Raw genomic sequence first — 21,633 nt, 5'->3', positions numbered from 1 at the left:
CAAACTCAGAATCTGGCATGAGAATCTTGAGACGTCTGGAAAAAAATTATGATGGAATCAGATCCGAAGTAACCCGGAAAAATTACATAAAAATATATCAAACAATGAGATACTTATCTGAAGACGTTACCGTTTTTTTAAATACAGCTCCAGGTAATTGACACGAAAATAGTTGTGCAAAAAGTGGGACACACCCACCTTTTTGGTCAACTTATTCTGAAAATTTTTGCCTTCATCTGGTTATTTTATTGTGGCACTTAACAATCGCTATCGGTTTTTATTTTTCAAACCATGCTGTGCCGACCGCATAACGAGCTTCGCAATAGTGTTAAGATCAAGATTGAAGGTATCGAGATAACCTCGCCGATGGATAAAGATAAGACCTTCAAAGCTTGCCCATATAACAAAAGTCATTTCCCATGGATCCCTTTCCTCTTCAAAATATATCGATCCATCTTTTATACCTTCAACTACCAATGTATGGGCAACAGACAGCGCTTCATATGAAAAAGTCTCTATTTTATCCTTTTGCGACTTTGAAAAATCAACCTGCTTAAATCCAAGATCCTGAAAAAGAAGAATATCAGAGTACTCGCTGTATTCGGTATAAAATTTTAGATAGGCACCATAAACGGATGCAATCTTTTCCAGCACAGTGCCCTCGATATCAGCACCCTTTCGCAGCAAACTCAGTAAAATTTGAAAGCCCTCTTCACAGATCCTGCCATAAATGTCGTCCTTTCCTTTAAAATAGAAATATATAGCGCCTGTAGACATCTGTGCATTTCTCGCAATTTCACGTACAGTTGCCCCGAAGTATCCTCTCTTTATAAACACCTTTCTTCCGGATTGTAAGATTCGTGCAATCCTCTCCTTTTTCTCCAATTTTTTTCTTTTCCGCACGGCCTCGTCCATATCTCTCTATCTCCCTATTATTTCCTATGAAAACAAACCATTAAACAGTTCGAACTAATTTCAAGTTACACATGACGTTCTTCACCAAAATGAAGATATTCGCATATTCGAAAAACATTTATAAAAACAGTGTTATTTTTTAACACAATGTTTGAGGATAAGATAAATACTTCCTTTTTGTCAAGAAAAATATAAAAATTATTAAACTCCCGAAATATGCCTCTGGTCGGGTCAAGTCACAACATGTTGGTGCGACACCAGGGCGCAGGATACCAACATCCAACCCTATCAGACAAAGGAGGAGCCCCTTGCAGGGCAAACGCATGATAAGATGCAAATGCTGTAACGCCTATTCCCCCAAATTAATGACAAAATTCTGTAACGCCCGTTTTTCATAAACCCCGGCGCCTTGTCCCGCCTATAAAAAAGAAAAAGTACCCCGCTTATCCCATCGCTTTTACAATCAATTCCATAAGAGTATAGTCTTTGTATAAACCTGAATCCTGGAGACTATTATGGTTAGACATTCACGGGGTAAAAGACCCTGTTGTATCTGTCGAAAATGGTTCAAGCCAAATGTTCGTCAGAAGGCTAGACAGATGACCTGGCCAATCCTGAGTGTATGAGTGAACGACATCGCAGGAAATGTGAAGAATGGAATAAAACCGATTCTAAAACCAATTATCTTGACAAAATAATAGAAGTTGCCCCAAAAAAAACGAAAAAGGAGGATGAATGCATTACAAATGGCAGTCAAGGCCCATCTTGCCCGATGAAATCCTCCTCAATGAATTTGGAAGACATCATGGCTCAAGCAACGGGATTTTTATGAACTGGGCAAGGCTCTGAACCCAGCATAACAGCTTTGCTGCCTATGTCAAAGCCCGTTGAGATATGGGAAAATTTCAGGCCTACCGGTTTATCCCTGTCTATCAGGTCGTAAACAATCTGTTCCCAATTGGAAACAAACTTCCTGTTAATGAGTCAAAAATTCGACCCTTGGTCAGGTTAAATCCCCTTGAACAACGGGCTGCATGGAAACGGTTTCTTGCCACCGGTAAGGAATTGACCGCGTTGAATATCAAAGTACTTATCCGTCCAAACAAGCCTTCACACAAAAATGATCCTGCCGATCAGACGGATATCTTCACCGATCTGGCAAAAGCCCCAGGTGATTGAATTGTATGATGCTGGTTCTCGGTATAAGAAGAAAATCAAAGAAAATGTATTTTGAAACCGAAATGCTGAATGGCTTTTCAGAGTTGCACTGACAGAGAAAAAAACAGTTGATATAAAAAAATAAAATTTTTATTGACATATATTAAATAACAGTGTTATGCATTATTTCATCGTTATTTAAAATTATAAAAAAGTATTGCCGAGCTCGTTTGGATTGATGTGGGCTGAAGCGCTGAAATGGGGCCCACTCTCTCTCCGTTTTCAACTTGTTTAAGCAAAAATCTATGATCGCAAATGCCGGTTGGATCTTGTAACTAGCTAATATATTGAAAAATAACTTTATTCAATTTTTATAGAATCGGCTAAAAACACGCAAAATGAGGTCATTTATGGTTGTTTTTTACCAGTTTTTCGCACAAATAGTTGAGGATGTCATGCGTAACAATTTGAATTTATTATTTATAAAATTCCAACGGCCATTTATCGTCATAAATTTTTAATATGGCGATAGCATCAGTTCAAGTGACTTGAATTATAATATAAAAGTGAAAATAAGCTATTTTGTACTATTTTAAATAACCCTAATTATTAATGCAATTTATCAAGAAAACAGGTTGGTGATGATGTTAAAAAATGAAGACAAATTCAATCTATTGAGCAATTTTACAGCGGGAGCCTATCGCGCAATTTACGAGATATACAGACAGGGCGATGAGAAAATGAAGGCGATGGTTCTTACCGCCTTGTCTGAATCCATGGAAGGTATTGAGGAGATAATCGACCTTTTAGGGGGCGACCGATCGCCTAAGGGGGTGGCGCAGGCAATGATGCTAACCGAGGATATTATCGGATGTGAGCCAAAAGGCGTTCTTTTGGCGGCTGACGAAAATGAGGCCATTCGACGCGTAGATCAGTGCCCATGGAGTGAAATTTATTCTTCCGACGGCGGTACCTGCAAATTAATAATGAAGGCGTTGGAATGTGCAATTGGAGAAAAGTACGAGCTCAGTATTGTTTGTGAGAAAACCTTGGCTGAAGGATCGGACTGCTGCATATGGAAAGTAAAAAAAGAAGCGAAAAAGGGTACAGATCGTGAATAAATTCGTTCAGGGGGTAAAAATAAATAGGCATATTTTTAAAAGGATATTGTCAATATTAAATGACGTTTTAATCCTTTCTACGGTCATTGGCCTTTGTTCAGTATGCACTGTGTGTGCGGGCTCAGATACGCTATCCGGGCAAAATAAAATAGTGTGCGACCATGATTTGTTTTTTGATGCACACATTTCTGAAAATAAAACAATATGGGTCTGTGGGCATTTCGGTAAAATTCTGAGATCAAAGGATGCTGGAAATAGCTGGGTAAGTCTCAGGACCGAGTGTGAGGATTCGCTGAATAGTATATTTTTCATTGACGAGGAAAAGGGCTGGGCAGTTGGGGAGAACGGAATCATTCTTTCAACCATAGACAGCGGAACCACATGGAACAGGGTTGAAAGCCCTGCAGAAGCAGAGCATCTGTTCTCAGTTTTTTTTATAGATTCAAACAATGGGTGGGCGGTTGGGAGTTTTGGCACCATTATAAGGACTCAAAATGGCGGCCGCGATTGGGAGCACCTTTCTTTTAAGCAAGACATAATATTAAATGATATCGTTTTTATAAACAGGAATGAAGGTTGGGCTGTAGGAGAATTTTCCACAATTCTTTACACAGATAATGCCGGTAAAGATTGGACGGTGGAATACAGTGGGTCTGAAGGCTCACTCTTTGGGATCACTTCGACGATAGAATCAAACCTTTTGGCAGTGGGTACCAGGGGGTTGATGTTATCCTCCAAGGCTGGCACAAAAAAATGGCATAAAAAAAGCTGCAATGTTTCCGATACGCTTCTGAAAATTGATTCTTTTAATCGTGACATTTTTATGGCGGTCGGACTCAGAGGTACGGTTATTAAATCAAATGCCAATGGTGGCTGGGACCGAGTCATTTTAAAAAAGAATTACGACTGGCTGGCGGGTCTGTTCCTAAAAAAAGATGGAGTTGGCATACTGGTTGGAAATTCAGGAAATGTGTTTTTAACAAAAGATTCAGGTGGAACGTGGGTTAATGCGCTTGATTAATTAAAAAAAATATGGAAAGGCTTTTGGGGAAGGATAAAGTATGTACACGGCTTTAGTAAAATACCTAATAAAATACAGGATCGTTGGATTAATAATCATTTCACTTATCACAGCTGTGTTTACACTTATGTTGAAAGATATGGAAATGTATACACAGTTCCTTGATCTTTTTCCACAAAATCACGAATTTGTAAAAATCCACAAGCAATACTCTAAAGGGTTTGGTGGTGCTTATAGAGCCTCAATATTGATAGATGTGGAAAACGGTACGGTATTTAATAAGGACACGATAGAAAAAATACACCGAATTCAATACGCTGTTGATTTGATACCGGGGGTTGATCATTACGCGATATATTCAATTGCCAGCCGCAGAGTAACGCTGACGACTGAAACGCCGAGTGGATTTAATACTGAGCCTTTAATGAAAGAGGTGCCGAAAGACCAGGAAGGTATTGAGCGGTTAAAGAAAAAAGTTCTAAATAGCAACATCGTCGGAACGCTGGTGTCGAAGGACCAAAAATCTCTTCTACTGACCGCAAATTTTGTTGAGGGAAGAATAGACTTTACAAAATTATTCGATGAATTTATGAAGATAAAGGATGCCGAAGGGGACTCGAACCATCGCATCAGCATATGCGGCACGCCAGTGCTCTATGGATGGATATATCACTATGTACCACAGATGGCCATTATTTTTATTTTGACTGCAGGAATCGTTCTATTACTGCTTTTTTTCTATATGAGAGGTCAAGGGGTATGGTGGGTTCCCTTTTTGTGCGCTATCATGAGCTCGATTTGGGGCCTGGGTTTTACTGCAGCCCTGGGTTTCCATTTCGACCCGTTGATTATCGTTATCCCTTTTCTGTTAAGCGCAAGGGCTGTCAGCCATGCGGTCCAATGGTGTGAACGTTACGCTGAGGAGCTGAAAAAAAATAATGATCCGGAAAAAGCAGCGCTAATAACGGGAGCGGGGTTGTTCCCACCCGGCATTCTGGGCATACTGACAGATGCGGTCGGGTTGTATGTAATCAGTTTTACACCCATTCCCATCTTAAAAAATGTTGCTTATCTTGGCACGTTTTGGGCCGTGAGCGTCATTTTCACCGTCTTGATTTTTCTGCCGATGTTTTTTTCCCTAAGAACCGCCAATAAAATTGATATTAAGATAAAAAAGAAGAAGATAACAATCCTCGAGCGAGTATTGCAGAAAATTGCAATTTGGACCAGTGGGCGCGGAAGGCACGTAGTTGTTGTCGTAGCACTATTCATATTACTGGTAAGCCTTTTCTCTTCCAGTCAGCTTCAATACGGAGATGCAAATCCCGGAAGCCCGATTCTTTGGCCCGACTCAGAGTACAATAACAGTATAGAAAGAATTAATGCAAAATTCCCGGGTGCAGATGAAATGTGGATCGTAATTGAGGGAAAAGAATCCGGTGCCATAACATATCCTGAAGTTGTAAAGGGTATGGAAGGCTTGAAGCAATACATGATGCAAGATAAGAATGTGGGCGCAACGGAATCTTTTGCTGACCTTATTAAGAAGATAAACATGCTGGTCCACGGGAATGACCCGAAGTGGTTGATTATTCCGTCCTCGGAAAGGGCAATTTTTGACCTCCTGTCCGTATACAAGCAAGGGACAGCGCCCGGCGATATGGATAGGTGGGTTGATTATACCTATACAGCCGGAAACGTTCGGTTGTTCCTTAAGGATCACCGTGGTGAAACATTAAAGCAAGTGATCGAAAAGACACGAGAATATATTAATGTAAATCCGCGGATGGAAAAGGCAATCGTTAAACCGGCCGGGGGGTTGGGCGGCATATTAGCTGCTGCAAATGAGGTGATTGCTGAAAAAAACCACCAGATACTCATGATCGTTTTGGGGGTTATATTTATACTCTGCAGCATTACATACAGATCTATAGTAGCCGGTTTTATATTCGTCATGTCACTGGCCATGGCAAACTTTGTGGCATTTTCGTACATGGTCGTAAATAATATAGGGTTAAACATAAACACCTTGCCGGTTGTAGCCTTGGGAATCGGAATTGGTGTCGATTATGGGCTTTATATTGTTAGTCGAATCCGTGATGCCTATATTGAAAAAAATGACCTGCAGGTGGCTGCTAAGGAAGCCGTGACGACTGCAGGGAAAGCTGTATTTTTTACTGCCACCATGATGACGGCGGGCGTTGCCTTTTGGTGGATTTCACCTCTCCGGTTTCAAGCAGAAATGGGTGTCCTCCTGGCAATACTTATGATGGTAAACATGCTAGTCGCTCTGATTGTACTTCCGGCAGTAGTCGCAATCGTAAAACCAAAATTCATAACCAAAAAAAATAGGCGATCATTTTATCATAAAACGGATCGAACGGATCGCTGCTTACCTGTGTGAGTCCTTGATTGAGGGTAATAGTGGGAAGAGGCGAATAGTGAAAAGCTGTTCCTAAACTCTCTTACCGCTATGGGAATCTCTCTTGGGTTCATTCCGTAGCACTTTTATTAAATTCCCTGGTTGATTCGACAGGCTTAAAAAGGAGAACATGACGTGGCAACAAAAACGCTTTTTATTAAATTTCTGGTCAAAATAATTATCATCTTTTCTTTACTGGTACCGATCGAATGTTTTTCTTTTGAGCCCATAAAATTCGGCACTACTGATGTTACTGCCTATGGATGGGTTAGGAACAATTTAGGGATGTTTCTTGAAAATCAGCCATATACGCAAAACAGTAATGACCTTGCAACCGCAAGAACATGGATTAGGCTTTATACGGATATTGAATTTAATAGAAATTTGAAATTTTATGGCGCAGCTCAATTGGCATGGGAACCTAAATATAAAGTAGAGGAAGGAACTGAGAGAACATGGGATGAATATTGTGAGTATAATGACCTCAATGATGTATTAAGAGAGGCAAGCTTGATCTGGACGTCTTCGGCAAATCATAAGTTCCTGATTGGGCGCCAAATTGTTATTTGGGGAGAAGCCCTTACGGAACGTGTCGGAGACGTTATCCATCCGAACGATAATAGGTTTACTTTAGGATTTGCAAATCTTGAGGACACCAGAATCCCGAGTTGGATGATTAGAGGGGTTCATAATCTTCCCGGGAAAAGCTCTACTTCTTTAGAATGGCTTATTATCCCTAATATAGAAAAAAAAGAGTATCGGGTGAATCGACTTGCTGATTTTCCAATACCGGGAGTGAGGGCCGGTCAGCGATTCGGTATCCCGTTCGAGGATAGAGATATCCCTGGAAAGTCTATCGGTTCACTGGGGCTCAACGCACCTGTTGCAAGGGGGGGGATTCCACCGTTTGAGTCGGGATCTCCGGAATTGCCCTATTTAACGACCGAATACCCGGAAAGCAATTCGGATGACTTTCGATACGGGTTTCGCACAAGTTCGATATTGAACGGATATCAATTTGGCGTATCCTATTTTCATACGCAGCACTATGATCCCATTACAGAAAGAAGAGAACTCACCGGAACATTTGATCCCCAGCTGGGGCTGCCATTAAGAGAATATGCCGTCACGTATCCCCAAATCGACGTTGTCGGTGCTTATCTAAATAAAGATACCAAGGTAGGCGTATTACGAATGGAAGCGATCTATGTGCCTGAAATGCCCTTCGGAACATTTGATTTAGATGATGCCGACGCAGTTGTTGACCGCGATTATATAAAATATATGGTCGCCTGGGATCTCAACGGTTATCTCCATTTTGATTGGCATAAAACGGCTTCATTCGACATCACTTTAGAGCATGTCGCTGAATGGATACCAAACGCGGACGATTTGTCGTATTTGGCATTTTATTCAACTGAGCTCCCGTCGTATAATCCCAGGTTTGCCATAAATTTATCAACAAATTGGTTTTACGATCTTATCGGAACATCTGTCGTCGTTCAATGTTACCCTAAAAGCAAGTCCGGTCTCATCATGCCGACAATAACATACAAACACCCTTGGCTGAATGAGGCCCTGACATTTGAGCTGAAGTACATAAACGTTTTCGGTGAGGACAGATATTCGGATATCGGGATCATGAAAGATAAAGATATGGTCCTTTTGACAACTCAATTTAATTTCTAAACTTGTAAAAATAACTGATAAGGAGAGGGAAATGGTTAAACGACAATCGTATTTATACTTTCATACTGTGGATAAGGTATTGTTTAGATTTCACCTGGCATTAGCGATTATTTTTATGTTGATAGGCGTATGCAGCGCCCATGCGCAAAATCTGCCCAAACCCGGTCAAGTAATAGATCACAATAATTATAAGGAGTACAAGGAGTTATTCTCCGATATATTTGCTTTGGGATTTGAAAACGGCTTTGAGATGACGCCCACCATAACAGTCAAAGTATCGGAAACAGGATCATACCCATTTCCCGAGCCGGTCAAGAAGGCCTCAATGAAGAATAAAGGAAAATATGATGTGGATTCAGAAGGCTTTATCACCGGTGGATATGATTATATCGGTTTTCCGTTTCCCAATTTAGATCCCGCAGATAAAAAATATGCTCAAAAAGTTATGTGGAATTTTACTTATCGGTATCTCGGCGATACAAAATACGGGAAGAACACCTCGAGCATGTGGTTGATGCGGAAGGGGCAGCCAATTCGTTACCAGCAAATGGATTATTTCATTCTACGATTTGCTTCCCGCTACTATATAGAGCCAAAGAATGTCTATGAAAATCCTGCCGGTTTGCTCTGGGCAAAAATCCAGGCATTTACATACCCCTCAAGTGTGAGGGGTACAAGTATGCTGAATTACAGGTATATGGACCCTCGAAAGCAGGATGATACCTATATTTATTTACCGTCCTTGCGGAGGGTTGTTCGACTTGAGGCCGGTGAACGTTCCACCCCAGCAATGGGAACGGTTGTCTCACCAGACGATTTCAATGGATTTGAAGGCCGGAATCAGGATTTTACTTTTAAGTACCTTGGAACGAAAAAAATGATGGGCGTTCAAAATTGTCCATGGGAGACAAAGGATGATCTTCCGGCTCGAACGACCAAAGAGTTTCCCCTTTGCAGGGAGAATTGGGAGGTGAGGGAGGTCTTTGTGATAGAAGCCTTACCCAAAGATCCTGACTATCCTGTCGCCAGAAGGCGGCTATATATTGATAAAGAAACGTATTGTATTCTTTTTTCAGATAGTTACGACAGGAGCGGAAATCCATGGAAACTGTTTGTAAATTATTATAAGCGCGAAAAACTACCCAGTGGCGATATCATGTCGAAATACCACGGTGGTTTTGGCATCGATATTCAAACAAGCTTTTTAACAGCCTATGCATTTACCAATATGACCACAAACACTCATGATTTAAAGTATAGCGAATTTTTGCCATCTGCGCTTCGTACATCCGGACGGTAAGGTCCTTTATCAGGAAAGGGCCTCAAATTAGAACCGTTTATTAATATTCACTCAACTGGGAGGTAAGTCTATGTCAGAACTTAATAAATGCACACAAACAGAATCATTGAATCCAAAGTTTCCCTATATGCCGAAGGGGGAATGGGAAGGAAGAATAAAGCAGGCGGGAAACTTGATGAAGAAGGCAGGAGTGGATGCACTTCTCGTCCTGAACAAAAAAAATCAAGTTTATTATTTTGGATCGGTAAAACCCTATCCTTATGTTTTTCCCGCCGCTGGTATCGTTACCGCCGACGGTCAGTCATCTATCTTCTCAGACACAATTGGATGCGGAAACTTTATTTTAAAGGGGTATGCAAGCCGCGCTGTCTATTTTGTCGGTGATTCAAGGGCACCCACACAGTATTCACCCGTTCCGGTGGATGCGCTTGCAGATTTAATAAAAGATATGGGGCTTGAAAAAGCTACCATCGGTGTTGAAAAAGGAGATTTCGGCTGGTGGAGCAACAATTTTACGCTCAATGAGTGGGAGCAGCTTAACGCCCTTTTGCCGGATGTAAAATGGGTCGACTCGATGGATGATATCATATGGCCCCAACGAAAGATTAAAACGAAGTGGGAGCAAGATGTCATAAGAGAGTTGATGGATGCCACAGCAAAGGGTTATATGAAGGGGATGGATCGGGCAATGCCGGGTGTGACAGAGAAGGAAGTTTTTTATGCCATGATGGAGGAGTGGTTGAAGCTTGGCATTATCGATTCCATCTATGAAATGAATGTCCTTCAAACCTCCCGCGGCGCGACATCCTTTTATGAAGATCATGTGCTTCAACTGGGTGATTATGTTTTCACAGACGGAGGCCCTTCCTATAAAGAATATATGTCTGATATGCAGCGTCAATTCTGGATTGGTTCACCGTCTTTTCTTGAAGAAAAGTATCCTGGATTTCGAAAAATGGCACAGGCGGCGGAAATCGTACATATGGAAATTGAGGAGTATCTGCGGCCCGGCGTATCGATGGGAGAACTTTATAAAAGGGGGACCGAGCTTCTTGTTGATCGTATCGGCGATCACTACTGGGATCAGATTCATCACAAAAATTTTATTGGTTGGCTCGGTCATTGTCAGGGACTTTATTATCACGAGCCCCCTTATGTCGTTGAAAACGAAACCGCTGAACTTGAGCCGGGGATGGTGGTTTGCCTTGAATTGCCAGCGATGAATATAGAAAAAATGGTTGTATATAATATGCCGGAGAACGTCTATCTCATAACCGAAGACGGGTTTGAGTCGCTCAACGATTCTTTTGGACCTTCTGGTCCGTATTATAAATATTAGGCATGCATTGAAAAAACCGATGGCTTACTGATGTTATCGTTATGAATTACAGATCACGTTTCACGGCAAGAGGGATACCGATGGATAACGGGTCACTCATGCAGCAGATGCAATGGCATTTATATGAAACATTGCCGTGGGACGTGAAATGTAATTTTCAAATGGCAACTTTTTATGGCTATGGAGATAATATGAATAGCAAAAATGGAAAATCGGCGCATATCGTATATGAGAATATCAAATCGCGTTCTACTTGCAGGGCTTTTTTAGATAAACCTGTCGCGAAGGATGTCATTTTAAAAATTTTAGATGGCGCAAATCTTGCTCCTTGTCCACATAATACCCAGCCATGGGAATTCATTGTCACGACCGGACCAGAACTTGAAAAATTTCGATCAATGGTGCGCGAGTGGTTGAAATCGCCACGAAAGAAGCGTTCAGGTGACGCCGCTTCCGCTGACGATGAGGCAGCAAGAGAATTCCTTAAATTTTGGCCGAAATACATATTGAAAAGAGGACACGCATTTGAACACTGGCTCCAAGAACAACTCGTTGAAAAGGACATTCAGCTCAAAAATGTGTATTCATCCACTTACTACTGCTTTCATGCGCCGGTGGTGATATTTGTTGTCGTGGATGCCGTTAAAAGAAATAGATGGGGATTGATGCTTCACCATGCCGCTTCAGCGGCAATACAAAACATTCTTTTAATTGCGCATTCACTTGGCTATGGGGCCGTGTGGGACAGTGATTGTACGCTTTCGGGGGATAAGCTCAATGAATGTATAGGGCTCCCTGATGGTAAAGAAGTGGTTGCTGGTATTGGGCTGGGTTTTCCAGATACGGATAATATTCTAAATCTTCCGAGGCCGCCCAAAGAAGATGTGGGGGGAAAAATATATTGGCGTGGGTTTTTATAATGATTAAGGAAAGGAAAAATCACCATGCATAAGAATAAAAACAAAGGAATATTTGCCTGTGAGCTGGAAGCAATGGCGGAGGAAGATCCCGGTTTCAGTATCATTACATTTGAAAACGGCACAACACCTGAAGAGGTCCTGACCTATGGTGATATCGTAATCAAGGGCAGAAAAATGGCAGGAGTGCTTCAAAAAAAAGGCATCGGCAGAGGTGACACCGTTGCCGTCGTCATGAGAAATTCCCCGGAGTTTTTATATACGCTGTATGCCGTCACCGCTCTTGGGGCGATCCTGGTGCCCATTGATCCCCGCTCAAAGGGCGGTAAACTCTCATTCCAGCTTGCCGATTCCAAGGCCAGAGGGGTTGTTTTCAGCGCTGAATTCGAAGCGCAGATGGCCGGTTCTTTACTACAACTTCCGGATCTTCAAACTGTCGGGGTTGTCTGCAAAGAGGGGATGGATGCATCAATTCTTGATAACTATCCGAGTTTACAAGAGCTGTTGGATGGGCCGGAGGTGCCTCCCGTCGATAATTTCAATGATGACTTGCAGTTACCAATGGAAATTATATACACAAGTGGCACCACAGGGAATCCCAAGGGCGTTGTCATGAAGCCGGCCCGGCTCTCAGGCATGGCGCAGATGGCCCGGGGAATCTGGCGATACCAGTCGGATGACAAGCTCTATACCGGATTGTCTTTAACCCATGGCAACGCCCAGGCAGTGACATTAATCCCTTCACTTTACCTGAAAATCCCTTCCGTGATCAGTGCAAAATTCACCAAGAGCCGCCTGTGGGAAGTTTGTAGAAAATATGGTTGTACCAGTTTTTCACTTCTGGGGGGCATGATGGTGGCTATTTATAGCGAGTTGCCTAAGTCTGATGATGCAGATAACCCGGTAAGGCTGGTATTAAGTGCCGGTACCCCCAGATTGATCTGGAAAAAGTTTGAGGAGCGCTTCAACGTGGCCATCCATGAATGGTACGGCGCAGTGGAAGGTGGGTTTGCCCACAATCCACCCGGCGTGGGGCCCGTTGGATCTTTCGGTAAACCGATTTCGGGCCTTATGGAAATGAAGGTTGTTAGAGAGGATGAGACTGAGTGTGAAACCGGGGAGATTGGACAACTGGTCAGCAGAACCGTCGGGCAGAAACCCGAAGTTCAGTACTTGGGAAAAGAGGAAACCTCTAAAGCTAAAACCCGCGGCGGTTGGCTGCGAAGCGGTGATATGTGTCACACTGACAAGGATGGTTGGTTTTATTTCGACTATCGAAAAGGCGGCGGGTTGCGGCGTGCCGGTGATTTCATTATGCCAGAGCATGTAGAGAGCGTGCTGGCGGAGCACGATGATGTCTCAGATGTCTGTGTGTACGGCATCCCTTCATCTACCGGCGCCCCGGGAGAGAGTGATGTTGTAGCAGCGGTGGTACTGAACAACAATAGTGCCGTCAACCCAAAATCCCTGTTTGAAATCTGCCTGGAAAGGTTGGATCGAAATTCTGTACCCTCCTTTATTCAGATAGTTCAAGGCATTCCAAAAACCGCTTCTGAGAAAAACCTTGACCGTTTTTTGAAGCAGGATTTCAGGGAGGATGCAGACAATATCTTTAAATCGGGAGACTACCTTCGATAAGGAGATAGTATCGAATGATAAATTTTATTAGTGAAAAATTTTCGTATCTGAATGACCCGCCTGTGGATGACGCACCATTTGATATCCAAGTGGATGAAGATAAATGTATCGGATGCGGCTTATGTGTAAGGCAATGTCCCTGTCAAAGCATTGCGCTTGTGGATCGGGTATTTTCAGAGAAACAATCTCCCGCATGCAAGCATGGTTGCCCGGCCGGGGTCGATGTTCGGAAATATATGGATGTAGTGGCCCGGGGTGGCAGCCTTCAAGAAGCCTGGCAAATTATCACTGAGGACAATCCACTGCCGGCAATTACCGGACGCGTCTGCCCCCATACATGCGAAGACGGCTGTAATAGAAGTGTTGTAGACGAACCCTTGAATATCAAAGGTGTGGAACGGGTTGTCGGTGATTATGGTTTGGAAAAGGGGCTCGCCTTTGAAAAGCCTGCCACATATAGAAAAGAACGGGTTGCCGTTATTGGTTCTGGTCCCTCGGGCGTATCTTGCGCTTACCAGCTAGCTATACGGGGATACCGTGTAACGATTTATGAGGCAAAGGAACAACCGGGCGGGAAATTAAGGGATGCAATTCCTGCTTACCGACTTCCCAAAAACATTGTGGATAGAGAGCTGCAGCGTATTTTCGATATCGGTATTGAAGTCAAATGCAACACCGCCATTGGAAAAGATATCACTTTGGATGAATTGAAAACGAAGTTTGCTGCTGTTTATGTGGCTATCGGCGCACAGCTGGACGCCGGTCTGCATATTGAGGGAGATGAAGACGCTCTTGTCCTTGGGGGGTTGGAGTTTCTGGCGAAGATCTCCCGGGGCGAGTCTGTTGATCTGGGGAAACGGGTTTTGGTTATCGGCGGCGGCAATACGGCTATCGATTCAGCCCGCTGTGCCAGACGGAAGGGGAGCGCGGTGACAGTACTTTATCGGCGCAGCCGGAACGAGATGCCGGCCTATTCCCATGAAGTCGAGGAAGCTTTGGCCGAGGGGGTGGAATTTGAGTTCCTCACAGGGCCGGTGAAGATTGAACGGAACACTGGTGAAAATGCCGTTTCATTGACGTGCAACCGTATGGAACTGTGCACAAACGAAGACTGCGAGCGGCCAAGGCCCGTACCGGCCGCTGAAAGCGCCTTTACCTATACGGCTGACACGGTTATTGCCGCCGTTGGATTGCGGGTGGCCCCCGGGGGTATCGAAGCGCTCATGGGCGATGAGCGGTGGGTTGCTGTGGGGCCAAATGGGCAAACATCACATGAAGGTGTGTTTGCCGGCGGGGATGTGAGCATTATGCCCGGAACAGTGTCCGAGGCTGTTGGAATGGGCACAAGATCGGCGATGGCAATTAATGCATACCTGCAGGACAAGGCGCCATCGTCCACAGACAAGATGAGGATTTCTTATCGGGGTATACCCCCGGGTGAACATGAAAAAATGGAGAGAAATACTGCTGTCGCCTTGTCCTTGGAAAAGCGCTTTTCACCAGGGGATGCCGAGGTGAGGCTTGCTTTAACCCCAGAGCAGATAGTTGCCGAAAGCAAACGCTGCCTGGTTTGTGGAAAATACAAATCCGCTTATACCGGTTTACCGTATTTTGGAAAGCTTTGCCTTGCCTGCCATAACTGTGAATCTATCTGCCCTAACGGGGCCCTGGATTTTCCCCATTACTATAAAATAAGTAAAGGCCGCTGGACCACCTATTTCGATTATCCGAAAAATAATCAAGACGGTTTCCCCAATCCTTTTATGGAGAACAAAACTCCGACATATGAAATCATAGCGCCAAAACTGACAGAGGTGGAGCAGGTGATTTACAAGAGGCGCTCTGTGCGAATGTACACGAAAGAAAGTGTGCCGCGGGAAATGATTCATCGGATACTGGAAGCTGGCCGTTTTGCACCGTCTGCTGGAAACAGTCAGCCTTGGCGCTTTGTTGTCATTCGGAACAGAGAACTTTTGACGGAGATCAGCGACGCTGTGGTGCAGTGGGCGGGAAAGCAAACGAAAATTTACCAGGGAAAGGATCCCCTTCGCTCGCTTATCAAAGGTCTTTATGCCATTAAAAAACCGACAGCAATTGACCAGCGGCCCATGGTGGCGATGCAAGCTCTGAATACACCAAAGTTTCAAGAAGGGAAAATGGATATTTTCTTTGGCGCCAGTACTTGCATACTGTTGCTTCAAAATTGTTTGGGAATATCAAATCCTCATTTTGGGGCGGGTATTTGCGCACAGAACATGGTCCTTGCCGCTCATGCGATGGGTTTAGGTACCTGTTACATAGGTTTTGCTTCCACGGCCATGAATTTGGATAAAAAAATCGGAAAATATAAAAAGCGATTTGGCGTAAAATGGCCCTATGACTACGTATCCACTATCTTGGCTGTCGGATATCCGGCCGTAGAGACGGATAAGGTTCTCAAACGTGAACTTCCGAAAGTGGAATGGGTTGAGTGATGAACGACTTGGAATGATACATTATAGTATTTAAAGGAAAGAAAGTATGAATTTTTTTGATTTGGATCTTTCTTTAGAGAAAGAAGACATGGCATTAAAGAAAAGTGTACAGGCGTTTGCAAAGCATGTAATGCGGCCCATAGCAAAGGAACTTGACGAAATGACCCCGGTGCAGGTGGCCGCACAGGATTCGCCCTTCAGGAAGTTTATGAAAAAAGCTTTTGAGCTTGATTATCACCTGATATTGCTACCTGAGGATGCTGGCGGCATGGGGCTGAGCCCTCTTCAGATGGCCATTGTGTTTGAAGAGATGGGCTGGGGAAGCGTTGGGATGACGATTCCTCTTGTAACTGCGGCAGTGCCAGCCTTTCTGGCCGGGCTTGCCCCAAACGACCAGTTGATAAATGAAATCGTGATGCCGTTTGTCGCATGCAAGGACGGTAGCGTTACCGCTTGCTGGGCAATTACGGAACCGGATCATGGATCGGATACACTTATGCCCGGATACCCGAGTTTCCAGGATGCCAGTATTCCTGCTCAGTGCAATGCAACATTGGAAGGAGAGGACTGGGTCATCAACGGCCAGAAGTCGGCATGGGTTTCAGGCGGTACCATATCCACTCACTGTGCGCTTTTCTGCCAGGTCGATCCATCCATGGGGCATGCAGGCGGCGGGATCTTCATTGTCCCCATGGATTTGCCGGGCGTTAAGCGTGGCGCACCCCTGGATAAAATCGGACAGAGGGATTTGAATCAAGGTGAAATATTCTTTGAAGGTGTTCGTATTCCAAAGGCCTACGGTGTAATCACTCAGCCTGAAGTATATGAAACAATACTGGAATCTTTTCTCTCTTTTACTACAGCGTTCATGGGTGTTATCAGCACAGGCCTGGCCCGGGCAGCCTTTGAGGAGGCTCTGGCATATGCTAAAAACAGAGTGCAGGGCGGAAAACCCATTATTGAATATCCCAATGTTCAACAACAGCTTTTCGATATGTTCCGAAAGGTTGAGAGCTCCCGGTATCTGAGCCGGGCCGCTTTTATTTACAACGTCAATGCGCTTACGGCAGGCGGCCAGCCAGCTGAAGAGTACTCCATAGCGGCGAAGACGCACTGCACCCAAGCGGCATTTGAAGTAGCCCATGAGGCCATTCAAATTTTTGGCGGAAACGGCCTTACAAAGGAATATGTCATTGAAAAGCTGTTCAGGGATGCCCGGGCAACTCTGATTGAGGACGGCTCCAATGATATTTTGGCCATTTCCGGCGGAAATCGGGTGATAAATACCTATCCGCGTAAAAACTAAAACTGTTACCGCAGAGAGAAATTCAATGGGAAATGTATACATTATAGGTGTGGGTATGCTCCGGTTCGGAAAATACTTGACACGGGGGGTTCGGGACATGGCCCATGAGGTTATCCACAGCACCTTGGCGGATGCCGGTCTGAGCCGCAAAGATATCCAAGCGGCTTTTTTTTCCAACACCTTTTGGGGAATGTTCCAGAAACAGCATTCTATCCGTGGGCAGGTGGTGTTTCGTTCCATGGGGATTGATAACATCCCCGTAACCAACGTCGAAAACGCTTGCGCCGGGGCGTCCACTGCGCTTCACCTCGCCGTTGCAGGCGTCCGGGCCCGTATGTTTGATGTGGCCATGGCTGTTGGATCGGAGAAAATCACGCATACAGATAAGGCAAAATCCCTGAACGCATACACCACGTGTATGGATATGGAGAACTCTAACACACATATCGAGATGCTCAGCCAGATCGGATCAAGCTTTGACCTGCAGATTCCGGAAGGACAGACGCTGCCAGGCACCGACCGGAGTGTTTTCATGGATGTCTATGCCACATTTGCCAGGTGGCACATGAGTAAGTACGGTACCACCCAAAGGCAATTAGCGCTCATCGCCGCTAAAAACCACTGGCATGGATCCTTGAATACTTTGGCACAATATCAGCAGGACATGAGTGTTGATCAGGTCCTGGCAGATGTGCCGGTATCCTATCCGCTGACCCGGGCCATGTGTGCACCGGTGGGGGACGGGGCCACGGCTGCCATTGTTTGCTCTGAGCGATTTTTAAAGAAACTTACCGGTGCACGGCCAGTTAAGATCGTGGCCTCGGTGCTTGGTTCCGGAATGGATCGTGACATTGATGGAGAGGATATCGGGGAGCGACTCAGTAGAAATGCTTATGAGATGGCCGGTGTGGGACCGGCGGATGTCGATTTGGCCGAGCTTCATGATGCCACGGCTTACGGAGAGCTTCACCAAACAGAGGCCATGGGGTTTTGCGCCGCCGGAGAAGGGGGCATTCTTGTCGAATCAGGGGCCACCAAGCTCGGCGGTAAGCAGCCCGTGAACACTTCCGGCGGATTGGAATGTCGCGGTCACCCCATAGGCGCCTCGGGATTGGCACAAATTTTCGAACTGGTCACCCAGTTGAGGGGTGAGGCCGGAAAACGCCAGGTGGAAGGAGCGCGCATCGGGCTTGCGGAAAATGGCGGTGGTAATATTGGGCTTGAAGAGGCGGCCATGTGCATCCACATTCTGGAAAGCGTTTTGTAATTGTTCTTGGCGGGGATTCTATCTGGCCCAACGGGAATATAGCTACGTTTTGAAACAACTTTTGTATCTATTCAGCATCAAAAATATAAACCTGCCGATTTCCTAAGTACCCGAGCATATATTCTTCAAAATAAAACATAGTGATATCGATGCTTTATATCCATCGAATGCGGGAAAACATATGTGTGGGTACTTACCAAGGGTGTAGGTTAGTCCTGCACCAATTAGTAAAGTGAATACAGGTATCAAAGATTTGAGAATTTCTGATAAAAATTCCAGCATCCTTCATATTACCCAAAAGTACTTTACAGTTTTTAAAAGACAAGCACCGAAATATGGGCAGTCACCTTGTAAAAGTGTAAAGCAGGAATGAAGGATGCCAAAATTTCATATATTAATTCCATTTTAAGGCAGTTAACGCCCGCAGTTAAGGTGCCTGCGTCAGTTTGAACTGCGTTGTTGGGTTGCGTTGCGCGCCACATTATCTGGGCTTTTACTGCGGGCGTTGGGTTGGCGCACAGCGCCAATCCAACGTTGCCGGTCACCAGTGCAAAAGGCTTCCACAAAATTTTAGAACAGCATGACCTGTTGAAAAACCACAACTGTTAATAAAAGCCACGACCTTTTGCATCTGGTGCACTGGTCTTGTGGTACGCCCGGCATGGGCGTCAACTTATGGGGTGCAAGTCCCCTATACGTGAATCCTGTTTACCGAGTTACTGTTAACACAAGTATTAGCCGAAAACAAGGGCGGAACCGTGAGGGACCGTCTGAAGGAAGTTGGAGCGCAAAACTATGAGCCGATGAACAGAAACAGTATATAATATATAAAGTTGCGTGGCTGAGGTTTAAGTTTATACATTATAAACTTAAATTTCAAGCGTATGGCAATGGGAAAACATTTTCTTATAACCTCTTCTATTACCCATTCGGTGAGCTGCAGGTAAAAGTGGGTAGTTTTATTATTACGAAGTCCTCGACTGTGAGGGGATTTAGCAGAAGTATCCACTTTTACTCGAACAACTCACCAGCTAGTGGCCGTCCCCCCAAAAAACATAAAGATCACCCTCGAATGAGCTCTGCCAAGTCGCTTCTTTTTTGAAAATCATATCCGGTGTTAATAAGATGAAACACGCTTTTAGATCACTACAATAATCAAAGAGACAGAGTGATTTAAAAAAGAATTTGTTTTTAAGGAAGGTTTTTGAGCCAACTAGGGGCTTAAGTTTTGAGCTTGAGACTTGTCAAACCTGGCTGTAGGCGTTTTTCAGTTGAAGTAACTATTGATATCATATAAAAAACGATGCCGAACAACAACATGTATTTCATCACATCAGAATGTAGAGGAGGCAAGCAAATGACACAAAAATTGGAGTGTTTTGGATTTATCAGGATACGGTGATCAGAAGGGCAGTGAATGTGGAAAAAGGCAAAAAGTATATTTCAAGCATTGTTGATGGTCCCGATGACCATGTAACGCTGTGGGAAAAAACCAGGGTTTCTCAATTCTTTCCCGGAACTTTACTAAAAAACAATCTCAGCCTTTGGGCATGATGTGATTGAAATTTTTCTAGAAAGATCAAGGAAGCTGGATAACACCCCCAAAACTTCAAAGATATGGGAGAAACTGTATGACAAAGAACTTTATCAAAATTTTGAAAAGTGGAACCATTTTATGGCTGCTAAAACAGAGTTGATAAACTTTTCTTCAGAGCTGCTAATTTTTTATTATGATTGGTGGATAAAGGGGCATAAAAAAGGAATATGAGATCCAATGGAAAGACTGAATGAGACAGGCTTAATGGATCCAGTAGACAATACGCCACAAAAAGAATGGGAAAAATTTTATGCATTGTTTCCTTGGTTTTAGTTTTCTTTGATGTATTTGCGTAAATATAACAGGAACTCAGAGCTAATAGAAAAAATTGCCTTATATTGTCCAAATGACGTGCCGGATTTTATGGGATATGATTTATGGTTACAGAGAAGAGCATTTGTTCTTTATGTTCAGGGAGTCGGCATAATTGAAGTGTTGAAACATGTTGATGAAATAAGGCCTGAGTTAATTAACTATGCCTTATTGAAATGTAGAGTCTCCAAAGGTGAGGCAAAAAAACAATAGGATTGCTAAGGGACGTTCAAGACGGCTTTATTAGTAAAGATGTTGAATATTACATATCAAGAATTGAGAATGTAATTATAAAATTTGCTAAATAGTCTCTGCTGTTATTTTTTCTCATACCACATGAATGCGGGAGTGATTGAGTATCAATAGTGAAAAGGAGGTGCCTGAATGACATTTTGTCTCGATTTTACTGTCATGACCATGAATTTGAGATTCGGGTTGGCCAAGGATGGTAAAAACAACTGGTTCTATCGAAAAAATGTTTTAAAACAGTTTCTGGACCTACATCAGGCCGATTTCATGGGATTCCAGGAGGCCAACCATTTTCAGATGGGATTCCTCCAGCGACAATTAAAAAATCATTTTTTCATCGGATGGCATAATCTGGCTCTACAGTGGTGGCAGAGCAACGGTATTTTTTTCCGTACTGCTTGGCGCTGTCTGGAACAACAACACTACTTTTTAAGCCACACTCCAAAGGTGCAGTCTAAGCTTTCGGGAAGCAAATGGCCACGCCAGTGTGTTATAGGGCTATTTGAGAACCAAGGCTATATGTTAATCATGGCCAACACCCATTTTGATTTTGATGAACCCGTGCAGGAAGAGAGCGCCCAACTGGTGTTGAGTTTTCTGGATGATTTTCCGGCCGGTACACCGGTGATCATCACTGGAGATTTTAATGCTTCTCCCGGCAGCGCTGCTTACCAGGTATTCAAAGCTTGGGGATTTTCAGAAGTCTTTGAAAACAACTATGCTTCCACCTTTCATGAATTTAAGGGCCGGGATACCCAGCAACATATTGACTGGATTCTCTACCGAGGCCCGTTCAGAGTAACTCATAGGGAAATTCTCACCAGCACATTTAATGGCCAGCACCCATCTGACCATTATCCAGTGGCTTCAACTTTCAGTTTTTAGATGGCATAACCAGCGATATTGCA

15 protein-coding genes are annotated in these 21,633 nt (G+C 44.0%); 14 read left to right on the top strand and 1 reads right to left on the bottom strand.

Features of this window, described 5'->3' with window-relative positions; translation table 11 throughout:
- Positions 1–267: 267 nt before the first annotated feature.
- The gene (locus ACYQ2M_RS20765) at positions 268–915 is read right to left on the bottom strand and encodes a TetR/AcrR family transcriptional regulator (protein ID WP_459918302.1); all 648 of its coding nucleotides are present in this window, start codon (positions 913–915) and stop codon (positions 268–270) included.
- A 622-nt stretch (positions 916–1,537) separates the two neighbouring features.
- Between ACYQ2M_RS20765 and ACYQ2M_RS20760 the strand changes: the two genes are divergently transcribed.
- The 14 genes from ACYQ2M_RS20760 to ACYQ2M_RS20695 all read left to right on the top strand — a co-directional run bounded on the left by ACYQ2M_RS20760 (position 1,538) and on the right by ACYQ2M_RS20695 (position 21,610).
- Positions 1,538–1,747 (top strand): hypothetical protein, encoded by a 210-nt coding sequence (locus tag ACYQ2M_RS20760; RefSeq protein WP_459918301.1) that lies wholly within the window; start codon positions 1,538–1,540, stop codon positions 1,745–1,747.
- 62 nt (positions 1,748–1,809) lie between these two features.
- Complete coding sequence (locus ACYQ2M_RS20755) at positions 1,810–2,094, top strand: hypothetical protein (RefSeq protein WP_459918300.1); 285 nt, start codon at positions 1,810–1,812, stop codon at positions 2,092–2,094.
- Between the two features lie 620 nt (positions 2,095–2,714).
- Positions 2,715–3,194, top strand: coding sequence for a hypothetical protein (locus ACYQ2M_RS20750; RefSeq protein WP_459918299.1), 480 nt, complete (start codon positions 2,715–2,717; stop codon positions 3,192–3,194).
- Positions 3,187–4,215: a WD40/YVTN/BNR-like repeat-containing protein gene (locus ACYQ2M_RS20745; RefSeq protein WP_459918298.1), complete on the top strand. Its 1,029-nt coding sequence runs from the start codon at positions 3,187–3,189 to the stop codon at positions 4,213–4,215. Before ACYQ2M_RS20750 ends, ACYQ2M_RS20745 begins: the two co-directional genes overlap by 8 nt.
- 40 nt (positions 4,216–4,255) lie before the next feature.
- On the top strand, positions 4,256–6,619 hold the full coding sequence (locus tag ACYQ2M_RS20740; RefSeq protein ID WP_459918297.1) for an efflux RND transporter permease subunit: 2,364 nt from the start codon (positions 4,256–4,258) through the stop codon (positions 6,617–6,619).
- Between the two features lie 153 nt (positions 6,620–6,772).
- Positions 6,773–8,326, top strand: a complete 1,554-nt coding sequence (locus tag ACYQ2M_RS20735; RefSeq protein ID WP_459918296.1) for a DUF1302 family protein — start codon at positions 6,773–6,775, stop codon at positions 8,324–8,326.
- Between the two features lie 31 nt (positions 8,327–8,357).
- Positions 8,358–9,626: a DUF1329 domain-containing protein gene (locus ACYQ2M_RS20730; protein ID WP_459918295.1), complete on the top strand. Its 1,269-nt coding sequence runs from the start codon at positions 8,358–8,360 to the stop codon at positions 9,624–9,626.
- A 70-nt stretch (positions 9,627–9,696) separates the two neighbouring features.
- A complete protein-coding gene (locus tag ACYQ2M_RS20725; RefSeq protein WP_459918294.1) occupies positions 9,697–10,965 on the top strand; it encodes a M24 family metallopeptidase in 1,269 nt (422 codons plus the stop codon).
- A gap of 98 nt (positions 10,966–11,063) precedes the next feature.
- Positions 11,064–11,885 carry a nitroreductase family protein gene (locus tag ACYQ2M_RS20720; RefSeq protein WP_459918293.1) on the top strand — a complete coding sequence of 274 codons (822 nt, stop codon included), beginning with the start codon at positions 11,064–11,066 and terminating at the stop codon, positions 11,883–11,885.
- Positions 11,886–11,909: 24 nt separating this feature from the next.
- Entirely contained in the window at positions 11,910–13,520 is a 1,611-nt protein-coding gene (locus ACYQ2M_RS20715; protein WP_459918292.1) for an AMP-binding protein, read from the top strand.
- Between the two features lie 14 nt (positions 13,521–13,534).
- Positions 13,535–15,994 (top strand): FAD-dependent oxidoreductase, encoded by a 2,460-nt coding sequence (locus ACYQ2M_RS20710; RefSeq protein ID WP_459918291.1) that lies wholly within the window; start codon positions 13,535–13,537, stop codon positions 15,992–15,994.
- A gap of 46 nt (positions 15,995–16,040) precedes the next feature.
- Positions 16,041–17,300 carry an acyl-CoA dehydrogenase family protein gene (locus ACYQ2M_RS20705; RefSeq protein WP_459918290.1) on the top strand — a complete coding sequence of 420 codons (1,260 nt, stop codon included), beginning with the start codon at positions 16,041–16,043 and terminating at the stop codon, positions 17,298–17,300.
- Positions 17,301–17,325: 25 nt separating this feature from the next.
- The gene (locus tag ACYQ2M_RS20700) at positions 17,326–18,567 is read left to right on the top strand and encodes a thiolase family protein (RefSeq protein ID WP_459918289.1); all 1,242 of its coding nucleotides are present in this window, start codon (positions 17,326–17,328) and stop codon (positions 18,565–18,567) included.
- Positions 18,568–20,860: 2,293 nt separating this feature from the next.
- Entirely contained in the window at positions 20,861–21,610 is a 750-nt protein-coding gene (locus ACYQ2M_RS20695) for an endonuclease/exonuclease/phosphatase family protein (RefSeq protein WP_459918288.1), read from the top strand.
- The last annotated feature ends 23 nt before the right edge of the window (positions 21,611–21,633 follow it).

This window comes from Desulfocicer niacini (genome assembly GCF_054657595.1).
Note: the sequence above shows the minus strand (reverse complement) of the source record. Positions and strands in the feature narration are given on the sequence as shown.